Genomic DNA, 17,481 nt, shown 5'->3' with positions numbered 1-17,481 from the left:
TATCAAAAACATCGCCATGGGCATCTGCAATGCCAATTTTTGCAGGGCGTGTGCCCGCGCTATATTCGCCAATATTGATAAGCGCGTGGCCATAACCTGACCTATTGAGCGACTGGCGAACTTTGTCCGTGATGAAGCCTTGAGCAATGCCATTAAAGGTGAGGGCCATTCCCTTTTGTTGAAATTTCAAGTGCGAGGCATTTGAGGTTTCAACTTTATCAATGCCAATGAGAGCCTTTGCCTTTTCCAAATCAGCCTTTGATGGATAGCCTTTGTTCTTTGCGTAAATCTCAAAGAGAGGCTGAATGGTAGGGTCAAACAACCCGTTGGTGTTTTGATTGATTATCTTTGACTGAAGGGTCAGCTGATACAATGAACCACCCCGCGTTTCATGCAGGTCAAGTTTGCCCGATTTATTCAACCGCGACAGGCTGGAACTTGGGTCATAAATCGACAATTGGGTTTCGTGTTCTTCAATCACGCTTAAAGCTGTTTTGATGGCAAGATGTGCCTTGGCTTCATCACCGTAGATTTTAATGGAAGCGTCAGCACCCAGAACAATGCCAGTCCAAATAATGGGTGCCTTTGTTTGCGCCATCAATCGAGCTGGCGCGAGGGCTGCAGCACTTGTTGCAACGGATATGGTGAGAAATCGCCTTCTGCTTAAATTTGCCATGTCTAATCTGTTCTCACAAATTGCGGAATGGGCTGACCTAATCCGCTAGGCTTAAGTTTTGTTCCTCTTGCTGCAAGAACCTGAGGGACACATTGTTCGTCATCGTCATGGATGGTTATGCATTCCAGACATTGAAAACATTCGTCATAGCGAATTTCGCCCGTCTTTTTGATCGCATTATAATCGCAAGTGACTTTGCAAAGCTGACAAGGCGACCCGCATTCGATGCGCCTGTCTATCCATTTTGAAATTCTGAGCACCCCGCCAATGGCCATAACCGCACCAAGTGGGCAGACATAGCGGCAAAAGCCTTTGAAGACAAACATGCTGAAAATGAGCAACCCAACCGCATAGGCGACATAATACCATTCCCGCATGAAGTAGACGGTGACAGCCGTTTTAAAAGGCTCAATCTCATTGAGTTTTTCAGTAAGGGCGGGCGCGAATAAGGCGGCATATACCAACCCAGCAAGCACGAAATATTTTGTGTAGCGAAGCCAATAATCAAGCCTCTCAGGCACGCGGTATTGAGCAATACCAATCATCTCGCCAAGCTTGCTTGCAAATTCTTGCATGGCGCCAAACGGACACAACCACCCACAAAACAAACCGCGCCCCCATAAAACAAAGGAGACAATGACAGCGCCCCATATCAATAGGGAAAATGGATCATAAACCAAAAACTCAAGGCTTTGCCCCTGAAGCAGGCCGCGTATCACCCCAAGTACAGTTGCAATGGATAGTTGCCCTTGTCCCCACCATCCAACAAACCCGATCATAATAGCGAGGATGGTGAAGCGGATTGTTGTGTAATTTGGTAGCGAAGCAAGCCATTGCATGCGGCCAAGCATCAACCAATATAATCCGATGAGACCGATCGTTAAGGCGATCAAGTCAGGCGCACGTTGTTCAATTGCTTGTCGCCATGCAGGCGGGGGGGCTTCGACTGTGTCTGTCTTAAAAAAGCGGCCATCGGTTACATGGGTGATGGTAAAATCACGGGTGCCAATTTCAGGCCGAAACACACCATGTTCACGAATGGCTCGCACTGATAATTGCCATGGTTTTGTGGGGTCAAATCCGAGCCTTCGGTCTGTGCGTAAAATCATCGCAATCTCACCAGGCACACCATTGGCAAGTTCCACATCAAGATCGGCATCTCTTAGTGCGATTGGAAATTTATCCTGCTTTGCAAAAATAAGATCAGGGCTGGTGTTGCGAATAAAATCAGGGCCAACCAATCCGTGCCGTCCTGCATCAATCACCAAAATTGGTTCGTCATTATCTGAGATTTCTTTAAACCGCTCCAGCTCCTCAAAACTATCTTGTGTTAAGGCAGCCTTTGCAATTGAGGTGGGGCCTAAATCAACCACCCATAGATCGAGATAAGGATCATCGGGATAGTCCGCCGCCTCAGCATCGTCGTCTTCCCATGTGCTGTCTTTGAAAGCCTCTTGAACATCCGCATTGGTAATGAGTTTGCGTTTCGCAATCCCTTGTTCAACAAGCATGTCCCACGTTAGTTCTTCGCTATAATCTGGATCGGGGCGCGTTGGTTGTCTGGCGGCGATGCCTGCCATTTTTTCACGGGCAATGGCAAAAGACGCGGCCAAAATAGTTTCATGGGCAATGCGCACGCTTGCCGTGGCTTTTGTTACGCCATCCAAATAGACAAGCGAGCTGCCTTTGCTTTTGCCGCCATAAGGAACGCCCACAACAATCGTGTCGGTTATTGATAGGCCGCGATATTGGGTGACAAAATTATGAAACGCTGCCTCGCCTAATCCTGAGACGAAGATGGGTTCATTGTGAGTGATGATTTCGGCATTGATGAACTTTCCTTCAAGGGTTACTTGAACGAAAAGATTAATGGGTGCGCCTGAAAAACCGGGCAAAGCTGCAAGGGGCTGTGTTTCAAAACCGTAGCCTGCAACGCGACTATCGAGATTAATTAACTCCCAAACACCAGTGCCAATTTCATCACCAAGATCATAAGGCGGTCTTAAATAAGAAAAAGCGCGCTCTCTATCTAGTTCCTGCGCATGGGCCTTGCTTGTCTCAATGATTGCATGGTCAAGAATGCTAAACGTGAGTAGCAGAGTTAGACACTTTAAAATCATCCAAAAACGAAAAGCCATGGAGCATTTTTTTCTAACCGCTTCGATTGGTCAAGAACTTTATAATATATCGGGAAGTTAATACTGCTTTTATCGCCCGCGATAGATAAATGGCGTTTGATTATCTATTGGTATTTGCTCGCGCGTCAGTTCTATTATTTTTTCTTTATAAGGCGACTTGTGGCAGGCAGGGTCTGTTGCTTTGGCATCTCCTGCAATGGCCATTGCTTGGCATCTGCAACCACCAAAATCGACTAATTTCCGATCACAGGAACGACAAGGCTCTTGCATCCAATCGGTGCCGCGAAACGCATTGAAACTTTCAGAATAGTACCAAATGTCTTGCAGCGATTTTTCTTTGACAGTCTCAAATTTCAAATTTGGAATGCTCTCCGCCGCATGGCATGGGAGGACCAAACCTGTGGGGTCAACATTAATGCCAATCCTTCCCCAACCGCCCATGCAGGCCTTCGGGTATGTGGCATAATAATCGGCTGGCACATAATCAATGACCAGTTTGCCTTCGAGTTCTTTGCGGGACTTTTCAACCAGAGCTGTCGTGTCTTTTACTTGCTCTTCTGTCGGCATTAATTGGCCACGATTTTTGACCGCCCAGCCATGAAATTGAACCGTGGCAATCTCCAACCGTCGAGCGCCCAGTTCTTGTGCCAAGTCTATAATGGCTGGCACCTGATCCATGTTTGAGCGGTGGCAAACTGCGTTGACTGTGAGCGGGATTCCAGTGGCATGCACCCAAGCCGCCAGTTCTAACTTTCGCTGGTACCCGCCCTTATAACCACCAACCAAATCTGCTGTTTTTTGGTCAACGCCTTGGATTGATAATTGCACATGATCAAGGCCCGCTTCTGCCAGTGCATCGAGTCGTTTTTCATTGATGCCAATGCCTGAGGTGATGAGGTTTGTATAAAGGCCGCACTCAACCGCTGCCTTAACAAGCTCCACTAAATCCCGCCTTGATGCTGGTTCACCGCCTGATAGATGCAAATGAAGAACACCCATGTCGGCTGCTTGTTGAAACACCTTTATCCAGTCTTGTGTTTCAAGTTCTTGCGCGGCTGTTTTTAGTTGGATGGGGTTTGAACAATAGGGGCAGGCAAGAGGGCAACGATGCGTCAGCTCCGCAAGCATGGCCATGGGTGGCGGGGCAATGTCTAAAAGCTCTTTTGATGAGGCACTCATGGTTTCACATCCAAATAGCCGCGATTTTGCAAATCTCTCAAAAAGGCCACAACATCATTACCAATTTCTTGTTTGGGCGCATTGTATTTAATGCTCAATTCTTCAACGATGTCAGCAAGCGTTTTCTCGCCATCCACAATGGCTAAAATTGCCACGCCAATTTCATCCAAGGCAACCGTGCGTTCTGGTGCAACAAGGACGGTTCTTTCTCGCACCTTATCTTCCTTAATCCGCACGCCGCGGGGCAAATAGACAATACTCTCTTTTGTTAGCGGTGTGGTTGTCATCATTTAACCTGTTTGATCGTGCCAAGCCCCTGGAGGAATTCTACCCGGTTCAACATAAGCGGAATGAAGCGCATCCAATTGCGCCCATAAAACGTCTGTCTTGAAGATAAGGGCATTTGCTGCCGCGTCTTGTTTTTCTTTTGTGTCAGCATGGCGCAAAACCCAATCAAGACCAAATGCCACATCTTTCGGCGCCTCTTTTAAGCGGTGCTTAAAATAAGAAAGCGAGGCATCATCGGCAAAATCATAATTAGCCATCAGGCCTTCAATACGGTTTGCATGAATCTTCGGGGCAAACAGTTCCGTTAAAGAGGCCGCCATGGCTTCCAGCATTGGCTTATCACGCACAAAGCTCACATAGGCATCCACGCAGAATTTCGTGGCTGGTAACACGCCGTCACAGCTTTCAACATAATCAGGATCAAGTCCAACGGCCTCAGCAAGTTTGAGCCAACGACGAATACCGCCGCCTTCTTGCGTTCCCCCATCATGGTCTTCAATTCGCGATCGCCATGCCCGTCTTAATTCGGTGCTTTCACAACGGGACAAGAAGGCGGCGTCTTTCATGGGAATGCGGCTTTGATAATAAAACCGATTAATCACCCAAGCCCGAACCTGCGTGGGTGTGCATTTTCCACCATGTAACAAGGCATGAAAGGGGTGTTTGTCGTGGTAGCGTTCTGCTCCAATTTGGCGCAGTCGTGCTTCAAAATCTGCGTTGGTTTGGGGGGCTGTCAAAGTTGGACCTCCATACCGTCAAACCCAATTTCCCAGCCTGCTTGTTCTATGGTTTTGCGTTCAACAGATTGCTTGTCCCAGACTGGATTGGTGTTGTTGATGTGAACATATATCTTTCGCCCAACATTCAACTTTGCAAAACCTTCAAGCGAACCATCCGCCCCTGCCATGCTGATATGACCCATGCGTGCGCCTGTCTTGGCGCCAACTTTCGCTTTTTTCATTTCATCATTATTGAAAACAGTGCCGTCGAAAAACACGATGGCTTCACCTTGCAAGCGCTGCTTTAAATCATCGGTGAGCTTTGCACATCCTGGAATATACCAAAGACACCCGCTGTCATTATACAGCTTAACGCCAACGGTTTGCTCCCCTTCAATATCCGTTGCAACGTCCCCCTTTTCCATGAACAAAGGCACTTTGCCTGGCACGGAAAAAAGCTCGGCAGTGATACCGCTTACAAGTTCAAAAGGGGTGTCCAACACAATTTCGTGAAATTTGACAAATTGTGGATCAAGGGCGTTAAAAATCGGATTTTCTGCAATCAGCTTTGCAATTTCAACCGTCAAGAAAACGTTGAAAGGCTGCTTTTCGCGTAAAATAAGAAGGCCCGCAATGTGATCAATATCGCCATTGGTGAGCAAAACGCTTTTAACCGGACTGTCGCGAAGACCGGTTGGATGCAGTTGCGTATTGTCTTGGATTTGAGTGCGAATATCAGGCGACGTGTTTAAAATCGCCCATTCCGTGTTGTTTGCTGAAACGGCGATAGAAGATTGTGTTTGAGGTACTATTTCCTCACCCAACCGCGCTTTAACACAGTTAGAACAGCCGCAATTCCATTGCGGTAGGCCGCCACCAGCGGCAGAACCCAGAACTAAAGCACGCAAACTTTTTGGCATTTACGCGCTCCAGTAAAATTATTTTCTTAAAAAAGAACTGGCTCGTTTTCATCCGCAGGCATATAGCGGCTAATTTCCATGCCACAGCATACTTCAATAATTTTCGGTGCATTCCATTTCATGATTACATCCTCCGTAAATTTAATATTCAATATGCTATCGCGCTAAGAACCTATTGGCAAGTTTCCCTAAAAGCTTGTTGAATTACTCTCCAGCCCAATTGCCAGCTTCTTTGAGTGGCGCGATTGGTGGTGTAAGCATGTTGGTCATCAACGCCTCCGGTTTGAACTCGTTGTTTTTCTGGTTTCTATCATTTGTTATCGACTCTTCTTTTAATTTTCGTATTATTCGATTTCGAACGAATAAGAAAATCAGATAAGGGAATTCAATTAGATGTTCACGACAGAACGCCAAAAAAAGATTTTGGAATTAGTCAAAGCTGAAGGACGTGTATTTGTCGAAGATCTCGTTGAAAAATTTGACGTAACGCCACAGACTTTACGCGCAGACCTTAAGTTTCTAAGCAAAAACAATAAGCTGGTTCGGTTCCATGGCGGAGCACAGGCGATTGATGGCCGTGTGAACGTCGAATATGAGTCTAGGCGCCAAATTGCAGCCCCTCAAAAGATCGCGATTGGCAAAGCAGCGGCTGAATTAATCCCAAACAACGCCTCGTTATTCGTCAACATTGGCACGACGACTGAAGCATTTAGCGATGCCTTGATTGAGCATGAGGGATTGATGATTATTACTAATAACATCAATGTTGCCAGTAGTTTACGCCTTGCGGTGAAGAATGAAATGATCATGGCAGGTGGTGTTGTGCGTGCATCAGACGGCGGTGTTGTTGGTGAGGCGGCTGTTGATTTCATCAACAATTTCAAAGTGGATTTTGCCATCATTGGCTCTTCCGCTATTGATTCAGATGGCTCGCTTCTCGATTACGATTTTAGAGAAGTGAAAGTCTCGCAAGCAATTATTGAAAACGCCCGACACGTCATATTGATCGCAGATTCTACAAAATTAGAGCGCAGTGCACCGGTTCGAATTGGGCATATATCTCAGATAGATACCTTTATCACCGACATCGTAAAAGACGATAAATTTGCCGCCGCCTGCTTAAAAGCAGAGGTCGAAGTTATAGAGGTTGATAAACAAAACTAAAAACCTAAAAAGCTGGCAATTTTTCGTTTGACATTCGTTTTCCTTTCATATGTTATTGTTTTGAAGGTGGGCGCAGCTGTGTGCTGGGGTCTGGGAGGACGCATTGTCAGAAGTGTCAGATATTTTCGTCATTGGCGGAGGGATAAACGGCTGCGGCATCGCACGTGATGCGGTCGGTCGTGGTTATTCTGTGCGCTTGGCTGAAATGAATGATCTGGCCAGCGGAACATCCTCTTGGTCATCCAAGCTCATTCATGGGGGCTTGCGTTATTTAGAGCACTTTGAATTCCGCTTGGTGCGCGAAGCCTTGAGTGAGCGCGAAGTTTTATTGCAGTCTGCGCCCCATATTATCTGGCCAATGCGCTTCATATTACCGCATCACAAATCCATGCGACCTGCTTGGATTTTGCGTTTGGGACTTTTCCTTTACGACCACATCGGGAAACGAAAGCTATTGCCCGGTACAAGTTCAGTGAACTTGAAAACCTCACCTGTCGGGGCGTCTTTAAAATCAGTATTTTCCAAAGGTTTTGAATATTCAGATTGTTGGGTCAATGATGCGCGGCTTGTTGTTTTAAATGCTAAAGATGCACAAGAACGTGGAGCGATCATTGAAACGCGTACGCAGGTTGTGAGCGCTTCCAAAGTCGGCGCACTTTGGCACATCACCACGAAGAACCTACGCACAAATGAAACCTTCGAACACAAAGCACGATTGATCGTGAATGCGGCAGGGCCTTGGATCGACAATGTGTTGAGACAAGCCTTTGGCAGCAACAAATCAAAAAATGTGCGGCTGGTTCAAGGCAGTCATATTGTTGTGCCTAAGCTGCATTCGCATGATCGCGCGTATATTTTTCAAAACGAAGATGAACGCGTCATTTTCGCTCTACCCTATGAGCAAGATTACACGCTCATTGGTACAACCGATCAAGATTATGACGGCGATCCATCCGATGTAAAAATTACGGATGAAGAGATATCTTATCTTTGCTCAGCTGCCAGCAAATATTTCAAAGAGCCTGTAAAAGCTGACGATATTGTTTGGCATTATTCAGGGGTTCGCCCTCTTTTTGATGATGGAGCAACCGCAGCGCAAGAAGCAACCCGTGACTATGTTTTGCGCGTGGATGGTGAGAACGACGAAGCGGCTGCAATCAACATATTTGGCGGCAAAATTACGACTTACCGTAAATTGTCAGAATCCGTGTTGGAACACATTCAAGAACTTTTGGGATCGCACAAAGCTCCTTGGACAGCACAATCTACTCTTCCTGGCGGTGATTTTGCTGTTGCCGAGTTCGATAGCCTTGTTGAAAAACTGAAATCAGATTTCCCCTTCCTTGCCTCATCGCTGGCGAAAAGATTTGTTCGTTCTTATGGCACGCGCGCATGGCTTTTAATGGAGGGTGCACAATCATCAAAAGATATGGGCGATGACTTAGGTCACTCTTTGAGTGGACGTGAAGTCACTTACCTCATGGAGCATGAATGGGCCCAATGCGCGGAAGATGTTATTTGGCGACGATCAAAATTAGGTATTGGGCTTGGCAAAGATGAAATTTTAGCGCTTGATGAATGGATTAAAACAAAAGCGAAAACTACTTTTAAGACTAAGAAGCAGAAGGATTATTAAGTGTTAGAACTAAAAAATGTGAGTAAAAAGGTCGGAAACACCTTTCACATTAAAGACGTTTCGTTGAAGCTTGAAAAGGGGTCATTGAATGTCCTGTTGGGGCCAACTCTATCTGGGAAAACATCTTTGATGAGATTGATGGCTGGTCTTGACCGACCAACTGATGGCGACATCCTCATGAATGGCGGCAGTGTGCTGAAGACACCAGTTCAAAAACGTAATGTCGCAATGGTTTATCAGCAATTTATCAACTACCCAGCCTTTACCGTTTATGAGAATATCGCTTCTCCATTGCGTGTGGCGCGCGTTGACGAGCAGTCCATTGATATGAAGGTTCGCGAGGCAGCGGATCTGATGAAGTTGACCCCTTACCTTGATAGAACAGTTCTCAATCTGTCTGGTGGCCAACAGCAGCGCACAGCCTTAGCCCGCGCCTTGGTGAAGGGGGCTGAATTGGTCTTGCTTGATGAGCCGCTTGCAAACTTAGATTATAAACTTCGTGAAGAACTGCGCATCGAACTTCCGCGTATTTTTGCCGAGACCGGTGCGATCTTTGTCTATGCAACAACAGAGCCTCAAGAAGCGCTGTTACTGGGTGGTGATACGGCCACTTTGCATGAAGGACAGGTTTCTCAATTCGGCTCAACAATCGACGTTCACAACAAGCCAGCAAATCTGGTCACAGCTCAAACTTTTTCTGATCCACCCATGAATATTATTTCCATGAACAAACAGGGCAGCGAGTTTGTGTTTTCACAAGGGGCAGCACCTTGCCCTCAAGGTTTAACGGGTCTGGCTGATGGCAAATATAGCATTGGCGTAAGGCCGCACCATGTGATGTTAAAAAAGCCTGCGGGCAAATCATTGAAAGTCGAAGCGACTGTAACGGCAACTGAGATTGCGGGTTCTGAGACATTTGTTCACATCAACGAAGATGATCTCAAGATGGTGGTTTTGACCCACGGGGTTCATAGAGTTGGCATCGGTGACAAAATACCAGTTTACCTCGACCCAACGAAATTCTTTATCTTTGACGGACAAGAAGCCCTCGTTTCCGCGCCAACCGTGGGAGTGGTATAATGGCTCAAATTACGCTTGATAAACTAGCACATTCTTACTTGCCGCATCCAAAAACTGATGCCGATTTCGCGTTGAAAGAAATTGACCACGTATGGGATGATGGCGGCGCTTATGCGCTACTTGGTCCTTCTGGCTGTGGCAAAACAACACTTTTGAACATCATTTCCGGCCTCTTGGTTCCTTCCAAGGGTAAAATCCTATTCGACGGACGCGACATCACCACGTTCCAACCAGAGCTGCGCAACATTGCTCAGGTTTTTCAGTTTCCGGTGATCTATGACACGATGACAGTTCGTCAAAATCTGGAATTTCCACTGCGAAACAGAAATGTTCCAAGCGATGAGATTTCAAAACGCGTCAACGAGATGATCAATATTCTCGATCTAGGCGACAAAGCCAATCGAAAAGCCCGTGGTTTAACGGCGGATGAAAAACAAAAGATTTCACTTGGCCGTGGCCTCGTTCGCTACGATGTAAACGCGATCTTGTTTGACGAACCTTTGACCGTGATTGACCCTCATATGAAGTGGCAATTGCGTACAAAATTGAAGGACCTTCATCGCCAACTCGGTCACACAATGATTTACGTGACACATGACCAAACAGAGGCTTTGACATTCGCGGACAAAGTTGTGGTTATGTATGAAGGTGAAGTTGTTCAAATAGGCACCCCTGAAGAGTTATTTGACGAGCCCGAACATACATTTGTTGGCTACTTCATTGGGTCTCCTGGAATGAACATTATTCCAACTGAAGTTACGGGATCGACCGCCAATTTGGGTGGTCATTCTATCAAACTCAAAGGCGCTTATGCTCACTTAGACGGGAAAACTGAACTTGGAATTCGTCCAGAATTTATCTCGATGAAGTCATCTGGTTCTGGCCTACCTGCTCAAGTCACAAGCGTGGAAGACATTGGCCGCTTCAAGATTGTGCGGGCTAATATTCAAGATCATAATCTAAACGTCGTTCTTAACGAAGGTGAGAGCGTGCCAGCAGATCCTTTGTTGTCATTCGATCCTGAACGCATCAACATTTATCAAGATGATCATCTCGTCCGTCCGCAATCAAAAGCGAAGGGAGCATAGATTATGGAAAAGACATATAACAACAAAGCATGGTTGCTGGTCATTCCCGTCTTCTTGTTGGTCGCGCTCTCAGCGATTATTCCGATCATGACCGTGGTCAACTACTCGTTCCAAGATACATTTGGCAAAAACGTCTTCTTTTGGGCTGGAACGGAATGGTTCATTGATGTCTTAAGATCCGAGCGTTTCCATGACGCATTGGGTCGCAATCTGCTCTTCTCATTCATTATTTTATGCATCGAAATACCGCTCGGCATTGCTATCGCATTGTCGATGCCCAAAAGGGGCATTTGGGTGCCTATCTGTCTCGTCTTGATGGCGCTTCCACTTCTTATTCCTTGGAATGTGGTGGGCACGATTTGGCAGATATTTGGGCGCGGTGATATTGGTTTGCTTGGGTATGCGATGTCTGCAATCGGTATCGAGTATAATTATACTAGCAATGTGTTTGATGCTTGGGCCACAATCATCATTATGGATGTTTGGCATTGGACCAGTTTGGTTGTGTTGCTTTGCTATGCTGGTCTGGTCTCTATCCCTGAGGCTTACTACCAAGCAGCGCGCATTGATGGTGCGTCCAAATGGTCGGTCTTTCGTTTCATTCAGCTGCCTAAAATGCGGGGGGTTTTGATTATCGCCTTCCTGCTCCGGTTCATGGATTCCTTCATGATCTACACAGAACCATTTGTTCTGACCGGCGGCGGCCCTGGTAATTCGACCACCTTCCTATCCATTGATCTTGTGAAGCAAGCGATTGGTCAATTTGACCTTGGCCCAGCCGCTGCAATGTCACTGATCTACCAATTGATCGTTCTTCTCATTTGCTACGTATTCTTCACCGTGATGAGCAATGTTGGAACTGATAAACCAGAAGAGGTGGAAAAATAATGTCCACTCCAAAAACAACAACCTTGCTCGTTGATGGAACCATACGAGAGAGCAACCGTCAGGCAAAGCCGCGCAATTTCAAATGGGTGGTTCCTTTGCTCTACATCGTATTTTTGATGCTGCCCATTTATTGGCTCATCAATATGAGCTTTAAAACGAACCAAGAAATCCTGTCGAGCTTCACGCTGATACCGACCAATCCAACCTTGGCGAACTATGGCGTGATCTTCGGTGATCCTTCTTGGTATAACGGCTATATCAACTCGATCATCTATGTGGCCTTAAACACGCTCATATCATTGAGCGTTGCGCTTCCTGCCGCCTATGCATTTTCGCGTTATCGCTTCCTTGGTGATAAGCACATGTTCTTTTGGCTGTTATCAAACAGAATGGCACCGGCTGCCGTTTTTGTGTTGCCATTCTTCCAGCTCTATTCAGCTTTCGGATTGATTGACACACACTTTGCCGTTGCCCTTGCCCATTGCCTTTTCAACGTTCCGCTCGCCGTGTGGATCCTCGAAGGCTTTATGTCAGGTGTTCCAAAAGAGATTGACGAAACCGCCTATATCGATGGCTACTCGTTCCCGAAGTTCTTTGTGAAGATTTTCACTCCGTTGATCGCATCAGGCATCGGCGTGGCAGCCTTCTTCTGCTTCATGTTCTCTTGGGTTGAATTGCTGATTGCAAGAACGCTCACCACAACAGATGCAAAGCCAATCGCTGCCATCATGACCAGAACAGTTGGCGCATCGGGTGTCGATTGGGGCGTGCTCGCAGCTGCGGGGGTGCTTACCATTATACCTGGCGCATTGGTTATTTACTTTGTCCGCAATTACATCGCCAAGGGCTTTGCCCTAGGCCGCGTATAAAACACGAAAGGAGTTTGAAAATGGATTTATCTTGGATGGCATGGACGGTTCCAACCGCCCTGTTTTGGGTCGCAATCGCTGTCAGCCTCATCTCAATGTGTGTGTGGGAATTTTATTCGCCCGGTGGCAATCCCCGCGTTGGCATCCTTCGTTTCGAAACAACCAGAGGCGACCGCCTCTTCATATCGCTGCTTGGCAGCGCCTTTATCCATCTCGCTTGGTTAGGACTTGTTGGTCCTGGCCTGTGGTGGGCACTCGGCATTTCATTGGTCTACGCAGTTTGCGTTTTCAAGACTGTTTAATGCCTTAAAGCCGGAACGCACGGAAACGGGTGTTCCATTAACAACGCATCAATCCTAGGGAGGAACCAAATGCGAAACTACCTACTGACATCAGCAGCTATGGCTGGTCTAATGATGGGAATAGGTTCTGCACACGCCGATATGGCCGCAGCAGAAAAATTCCTATCAGAAGAGATCGCTGGCGTTTCAGTTTTGAACGCTGACGAGCAAAAGAAAGAAATGCAGTGGTTTATCGACGCCGCTAAGCCATTTACAGACTTGGAAATCAAAGTTGTTTCCGAGACTATTGGTACTCACGAATATGAGTCTCAAGTTCTGGCCCCTGCATTTACGGCTATCACTGGTATCAAAGTTACCCATGACCTTATTGGTGAAGGTGACGTTGTTGAGAAGTTGCAAACGCAAATGCAAACTGGCGAAAACATCTATGATGGCTACGTCAACGATTCCGATTTGATCGGTACGCACTGGCGCTATAAGCAAGTTCGCAACTTGACTGATTGGATGGCTGGAGAAGGCAAAGACGTGACCAACCCTGGTCTAGACGTTGATGACTTCGTTGGCACATCATTCACCACAGCGCCAGATGGCAAGCTTTACCAGCTTCCTGACCAGCAGTTCGCAAACCTATACTGGTTCCGCTACGATTGGTTCAACGACGAGAAAAACAAAGCCGACTTCAAAGCCAAATATGGTTACGATCTTGGTGTGCCAGTAAACTGGTCAGCGTATGAGGATATCGCTGAGTTCTTTACCGGTCGCGATCTATCTCGCATAGGCGTTAATGGCAAAGTTTATGGCAACATGGACTATGGCAAAAAAGATCCATCATTGGGCTGGCGCTATACAGATGCGTGGATGTCCATGGCTGGCATGGGGGACGTTGGTGAGCCAAATGGTCTTCCTGTTGACGAATGGGGCATTCGTGTAAACGACAAGTCTCAACCAACTGGTTCTTGTGTTGCCCGTGGTGGCGCGACGAACTCTCCAGCTGCGGTTTATGCCGTAGAAAAAGCAATTGAGTGGCTACAGAAATATTCGCCACCAGAAGCTGCTGGTATGACATTTGGTGAAGCTGGACCGATCCCTGCACAGGGCAACGTTGCGCAGCAAATGTTCTGGTACACAGCCTTTACAGCTGCGACCGTAAAACCTGACCTACCAGTGATGAACGCAGATGGTACACCAAAATGGCGTATGGCTCCTTCACCACACGGTGCTTACTGGAAAGAAGGCACTAAGATTGGTTATCAGGATGCTGGTTCTTGGACGTTGATGGAATCAACCCCAGTTGACCGTGCAAAAGCAGCTTGGCTCTACGCTCAGTTCGTGACATCGAAAACGATTGACCTGAAGAAATCTGATGTTGGTTTAACATTCATTCGTGAATCCACAATCAATTCAGAGCACTTCACAAAACGCGCTAATAAGCTCGGTGGTTTGATCGAATTCTATCGTTCACCAGCACGCGTTCAGTGGTCGCCAACAGGTACCAATGTTCCTGATTATCCAAAACTAGCTCAGCTTTGGTGGCAGAATATTGGTGATGCAATGTCAGGTGCTAAAACAGCACAAGGCGCATTGGACGGGCTTTGTGAAGCTCAGGAAAAAGTCCTCTCCCGCATCGAACGCGCAGGCGTTCAGGGTGATCTTGGTCCTGTGTTGAATGATGAAAAAGGCGCTGACTATTGGTTGGCTCAACCTGGTTCACCAAAAGCCAAATTAGTAAACGAGAAGCCTCAGGGCGAGACCGTTTCCTATGATGAGCTTATCAAAAGCTGGACTAAGTAATTCGTGCTTAGAACAGTAGGGTAAGTCTATCTATCTCTCCAGTAGGGATCGAACAGATAGCGCTACTTGGGGCCTGAGGAAACTCAGGCCCCTTTTTTATAAAAATCTAATACCAATTGAATTGATAGCCACCACTCGTGGTCGGCGTTGTTCTGCTCAAGAGAGCCGTGGTAGTATTGAATTTCGGATGATCAATCAGACGAGTTGATGGGTTGTTGGTGTAATTTATGAGGATTGAATGATGATGCAAGACGGCTTTGATGCAAATTTGCTATCCGGCAAAACGGTTGTTCTTACGGGCGCAGGACGCGGTATTGGCCTCGCGATCGCCAAGGCTGCCCATGCCTGTGGAGCAAATATAATTGCCCATAGCGGCAGGCAAGGAACCGCCCAAGCGCTTTCGGGAATTTGTTCATCTGTCTTCGAAGCTGATCTGTCGCAGGTTGAAGGGCAAAACCAATTCATTGAATTTGTGAAATCGAAAACGTCAAAAGTAGAGGTCCTCATCAACAATGCGGGCACTATGGTTGGTCGCTTTCCGGCTGATGAGATCACGGACGATCAATATGAGCAGCTTGTGGCGTTGAACCAGTCATCGGTCGTGAAAATCACCCGTGCGCTTATCCCTCTTCTTCGCGAGGCTGAGGCTGCATCAATTATCAGTACGGTGTCGATTTCCGCCACAACAGGTGGCAGCCCTGGTTCCTCAATTTACAGTGCATCCAAGGCCTTTGTCAGCACCTACACAAAAGCACTGGCACGGGAACTTGCACCAGATAATATCCGCGCAAATGCCGTTTCTCCTGGAACAATTACGACCGATTTTCACGAGCGTTATTCGTCTGAAGAAAAGTTGGAAAAAACACGGTTGGCCGTTCCCCTGCAAAGGCTCGGCACAGCAGAGGATTGTGCCTCGGCCTATATCTTCTTCTCATCTGAAAAGCTCTCAGGCTACATCACAGGCCAGACATTAGAGATAAATGGCGGCTTGCTTATATGCTGATCACAGAAGTCTGGCGTCTAGGGTCACTGTTTCATTCATTGCTGGAGGCCAACACATCTATTTTGGGTAACGCTGGCGAGGCGTTTCGAATAATAGGAAGGTATCTAGATAAACACCGCCGATGAAACCTTGGGCTTTGCATTCGAGAAGCACGGTTGCGCCGTGAATTGTCCCAGAGCCTCATTGCGGAACGGGCCTCGGTTAGTGTTCAAACGATGGGCAAGATCGAGAATGGGGATGCAGGAGTAAGCGCCGGTGCTTATGCTATGGTTTTGCAAGCGCTTGGATTGTTGGAAGGGTGGGGCAAGGTCACAGACAGCCTTGGGGACGAGCTGGCAGACGAGCAGTTGCGGAAGCGCGCGCCGCGAGCGTGTGACGTATAAGCATGATGCCGAGTGGTTGAAATCCGCAGAGGCATCTCAGTTTGGTCCGACATTGCCATTGCGCGCGGGAACTCTCCATCCAGGCGTTAAGAAGGCTATGCTCGGCACGTTGGGAGACAGTGTACCTGATGCATGGGGGCGTAGTTTGATGCGAAGACGTGAGTAGCGTGAAGTGGACCGTGAAGGCAGGCAAGCGCACACACTTCATGAAACTGATTATCTTCTTGGGGTCTCTGATGAGACGCGGCTTGGCGGCATCCGTTTTTTCGAAGATGGTGTGTTTCAATCTCCCCAAGCAAAGGGTGTTTCCTCTACAGTAGCACTTGGCGACCTCCTTAAAGCCGCACAGCGCATCGAGCGCGGCGAAGAGACTGACTGAAGACTTTAGTTGATTTTTGCACCAAGCTCTTCTCTTGGCGGCGCACGCCCCAAGGCATCTGTATTTGATCAACACGGGAACCTGTCGATTGCGAAATTTCCAAAGGAGAGTGATGATTATTCGGTAGAACGATGGGAAGCGATTGTCATGGACATGGCAAAAGTAGCCGGTCTTGAGGTTGCTGAACATCAGTTGCTTCAGGTGGATGGGCATACGATATTTCTCTCCCGCCGATTTGATAGAACCCATCACGATGGTGATGATCATCATCGCATTCCGTTCATGTCCGCCATGCCTGTCACTGAGCATGATGATGGTGATGATAATTGCAGTTATCTTGTGATCGTTGATGCGATCAATGAACGTGGATCTGAGCCAGAGCGAGATCGGGCTGAGTTATTCCGTCGGATGGCCTTCACGATTTTAATCTCGGATAAAGATGATCACTTCAGAAACCATGGGTTTTATGGAGCGGCAAAAAGGGCGGGCGATTAAGCCCCGCTTACGATTTGAATCCAGCACCTAATAGTGCGCGAATTTTGTCGATACGTATCGACTTTGATGATGCTTCAGCATCCATTGGATTGCTCAGATTTGTTGCTGAATATTTTGTTTCAAAGAGCGACGCTGACACCATCATTGAGGAGTGCAGGGCGGTTGTGCGCAACTGGCGTGACTTTGCCCATGCGCGCAGCGCACCTGCATTTGAGCACGAGGATATGACTGCTTGAGCTGTAGCAACGGCGTCGTCACTATAACAGCTGCTAACTCAAAAAGCGGCTAATTGGTTTGCCCAATAGCCACCCTTTTTAGTTATTCAAGAATCCATGGTCATTAAGATATTTAACAATGATCTCTGCTGCTTCTTCTGGTGTTTGGTCGACCGTGTTGATCGTTATTTCCGGATTATCTGGCGCTTCATAAGGACTATCTATGCCTGTGAAGTTTTTAATTTCACCAGCACGAGCCTTTTTGTAA

General features: G+C 47.2%; 21 protein-coding genes. 13 read left to right on the top strand and 8 right to left on the bottom strand.

Going from position 1 to position 17,481, the window contains the following annotated elements:
• The 7 genes from ABJO30_09605 to pqqA all read right to left on the bottom strand — a co-directional run.
• Positions 1-676, bottom strand: a 676-nt coding sequence (locus ABJO30_09605; protein ID MEP3233068.1) for an FAD:protein FMN transferase, incomplete at its 3' end; no start/stop codon positions are given.
• Positions 677-678: 2 nt separating this feature from the next.
• Positions 679-2,814 carry a 4Fe-4S binding protein gene (locus tag ABJO30_09600; protein MEP3233067.1) on the bottom strand — a complete coding sequence of 712 codons (2,136 nt, stop codon included), beginning with the start codon at positions 2,812-2,814 and terminating at the stop codon, positions 679-681.
• Between the two features lie 69 nt (positions 2,815-2,883).
• On the bottom strand, positions 2,884-3,993 hold the full coding sequence (gene pqqE / locus ABJO30_09595) for a pyrroloquinoline quinone biosynthesis protein PqqE (protein ID MEP3233066.1): 1,110 nt from the start codon (positions 3,991-3,993) through the stop codon (positions 2,884-2,886).
• Complete coding sequence (gene pqqD / locus ABJO30_09590; GenBank protein MEP3233065.1) at positions 3,990-4,283, bottom strand: pyrroloquinoline quinone biosynthesis peptide chaperone PqqD; 294 nt, start codon at positions 4,281-4,283, stop codon at positions 3,990-3,992. Before pqqD ends, pqqE begins: the two co-directional genes overlap by 4 nt.
• The gene (pqqC, locus tag ABJO30_09585; protein ID MEP3233064.1) at positions 4,284-5,018 is read right to left on the bottom strand and encodes a pyrroloquinoline-quinone synthase PqqC; all 735 of its coding nucleotides are present in this window, start codon (positions 5,016-5,018) and stop codon (positions 4,284-4,286) included. It abuts the gene before it with no gap.
• On the bottom strand, positions 5,015-5,920 hold the full coding sequence (pqqB, locus tag ABJO30_09580) for a pyrroloquinoline quinone biosynthesis protein PqqB (GenBank protein ID MEP3233063.1): 906 nt from the start codon (positions 5,918-5,920) through the stop codon (positions 5,015-5,017). The genes pqqC and pqqB overlap by 4 nt, the downstream gene beginning before the upstream one ends.
• 26 nt (positions 5,921-5,946) lie before the next feature.
• Positions 5,947-6,042, bottom strand: a complete 96-nt coding sequence (gene pqqA / locus ABJO30_09575; GenBank protein ID MEP3233062.1) for a pyrroloquinoline quinone precursor peptide PqqA — start codon at positions 6,040-6,042, stop codon at positions 5,947-5,949.
• 271 nt (positions 6,043-6,313) lie between these two features.
• Between pqqA and ABJO30_09570 the strand changes: the two genes are divergently transcribed.
• The 13 genes from ABJO30_09570 (at position 6,314) to ABJO30_09510 (ending at position 17,234) form a co-directional block, all read left to right on the top strand.
• Positions 6,314-7,084 (top strand): DeoR/GlpR family DNA-binding transcription regulator, encoded by a 771-nt coding sequence (locus tag ABJO30_09570; protein ID MEP3233061.1) that lies wholly within the window; start codon positions 6,314-6,316, stop codon positions 7,082-7,084.
• 103 nt (positions 7,085-7,187) lie between these two features.
• A complete protein-coding gene (gene glpD / locus ABJO30_09565) occupies positions 7,188-8,720 on the top strand; it encodes a glycerol-3-phosphate dehydrogenase (GenBank protein MEP3233060.1) in 1,533 nt (510 codons plus the stop codon).
• Complete coding sequence (locus ABJO30_09560) at positions 8,721-9,800, top strand: ABC transporter ATP-binding protein (protein MEP3233059.1); 1,080 nt, start codon at positions 8,721-8,723, stop codon at positions 9,798-9,800.
• Positions 9,800-10,888 carry an ABC transporter ATP-binding protein gene (locus ABJO30_09555; protein MEP3233058.1) on the top strand — a complete coding sequence of 363 codons (1,089 nt, stop codon included), beginning with the start codon at positions 9,800-9,802 and terminating at the stop codon, positions 10,886-10,888. Before ABJO30_09560 ends, ABJO30_09555 begins: the two co-directional genes overlap by 1 nt.
• A 3-nt stretch (positions 10,889-10,891) precedes the next feature.
• Positions 10,892-11,776 (top strand): sugar ABC transporter permease, encoded by an 885-nt coding sequence (locus tag ABJO30_09550; protein MEP3233057.1) that lies wholly within the window; start codon positions 10,892-10,894, stop codon positions 11,774-11,776.
• Positions 11,776-12,645 (top strand): carbohydrate ABC transporter permease, encoded by an 870-nt coding sequence (locus ABJO30_09545; protein MEP3233056.1) that lies wholly within the window; start codon positions 11,776-11,778, stop codon positions 12,643-12,645. Before ABJO30_09550 ends, ABJO30_09545 begins: the two co-directional genes overlap by 1 nt.
• Positions 12,646-12,665: 20 nt before the next feature.
• Positions 12,666-12,947: a DUF2160 domain-containing protein gene (locus tag ABJO30_09540; GenBank protein MEP3233055.1), complete on the top strand. Its 282-nt coding sequence runs from the start codon at positions 12,666-12,668 to the stop codon at positions 12,945-12,947.
• 69 nt (positions 12,948-13,016) lie between these two features.
• Positions 13,017-14,738, top strand: coding sequence for an ABC transporter substrate-binding protein (locus tag ABJO30_09535; protein MEP3233054.1), 1,722 nt, complete (start codon positions 13,017-13,019; stop codon positions 14,736-14,738).
• Between the two features lie 241 nt (positions 14,739-14,979).
• On the top strand, positions 14,980-15,741 hold the full coding sequence (locus ABJO30_09530) for an SDR family oxidoreductase (GenBank protein ID MEP3233053.1): 762 nt from the start codon (positions 14,980-14,982) through the stop codon (positions 15,739-15,741).
• Positions 15,742-15,881: 140 nt separating this feature from the next.
• Positions 15,882-16,124 (top strand): helix-turn-helix transcriptional regulator, encoded by a 243-nt coding sequence (locus ABJO30_09525; GenBank protein MEP3233052.1) that lies wholly within the window; start codon positions 15,882-15,884, stop codon positions 16,122-16,124.
• A 172-nt stretch (positions 16,125-16,296) separates the two neighbouring features.
• Positions 16,297-16,503, top strand: coding sequence for a hypothetical protein (locus ABJO30_09520; protein ID MEP3233051.1), 207 nt, complete (start codon positions 16,297-16,299; stop codon positions 16,501-16,503).
• Positions 16,504-16,512: 9 nt separating this feature from the next.
• A complete protein-coding gene (locus ABJO30_09515) occupies positions 16,513-16,998 on the top strand; it encodes a HipA domain-containing protein (protein MEP3233050.1) in 486 nt (161 codons plus the stop codon).
• Positions 16,999-17,042: 44 nt separating this feature from the next.
• Positions 17,043-17,234, top strand: coding sequence for a hypothetical protein (locus ABJO30_09510; protein ID MEP3233049.1), 192 nt, complete (start codon positions 17,043-17,045; stop codon positions 17,232-17,234).
• A 78-nt stretch (positions 17,235-17,312) separates the two neighbouring features.
• On the opposite strand, the gene ABJO30_09505 is transcribed toward ABJO30_09510, so the two are convergent.
• Positions 17,313-17,481 (bottom strand): adenylyl-sulfate kinase (locus ABJO30_09505; GenBank protein ID MEP3233048.1); only part of this gene is annotated, 169 nt, incomplete at its 5' end.

The organism is Hyphomicrobiales bacterium, assembly GCA_039973685.1.
Taxonomy (GTDB): Bacteria; Pseudomonadota; Alphaproteobacteria; order Rhizobiales; family JACESI01; genus JACESI01.
Note: the sequence above shows the minus strand (reverse complement) of the source record. Positions and strands in the feature narration are given on the sequence as shown.

Coding starts and splice junctions, on each gene's coding strand:
- ABJO30_09600 (MEP3233067.1), bottom strand. CDS start 2,814: ATGGCTTTTCGTTTTTGGATGATTTTAAAGTGTCTAACTCTGCTACTC.
- pqqE (MEP3233066.1), bottom strand. CDS start 3,993: ATGAGTGCCTCATCAAAAGAGCTTTTAGACATTGCCCCGCCACCCATG.
- pqqD (MEP3233065.1), bottom strand. CDS start 4,283: ATGATGACAACCACACCGCTAACAAAAGAGAGTATTGTCTATTTGCCC.
- pqqB (MEP3233063.1), bottom strand. CDS start 5,920: ATGCCAAAAAGTTTGCGTGCTTTAGTTCTGGGTTCTGCCGCTGGTGGC.
- pqqA (MEP3233062.1), bottom strand. CDS start 6,042: ATGAAATGGAATGCACCGAAAATTATTGAAGTATGCTGTGGCATGGAA.
- ABJO30_09570 (MEP3233061.1), top strand. CDS start 6,314: ATGTTCACGACAGAACGCCAAAAAAAGATTTTGGAATTAGTCAAAGCT.
- ABJO30_09555 (MEP3233058.1), top strand. CDS start 9,800: ATGGCTCAAATTACGCTTGATAAACTAGCACATTCTTACTTGCCGCAT.
- ABJO30_09550 (MEP3233057.1), top strand. CDS start 10,892: ATGGAAAAGACATATAACAACAAAGCATGGTTGCTGGTCATTCCCGTC.
- ABJO30_09545 (MEP3233056.1), top strand. CDS start 11,776: ATGTCCACTCCAAAAACAACAACCTTGCTCGTTGATGGAACCATACGA.
- ABJO30_09540 (MEP3233055.1), top strand. CDS start 12,666: ATGGATTTATCTTGGATGGCATGGACGGTTCCAACCGCCCTGTTTTGG.
- ABJO30_09535 (MEP3233054.1), top strand. CDS start 13,017: ATGCGAAACTACCTACTGACATCAGCAGCTATGGCTGGTCTAATGATG.
- ABJO30_09530 (MEP3233053.1), top strand. CDS start 14,980: ATGATGCAAGACGGCTTTGATGCAAATTTGCTATCCGGCAAAACGGTT.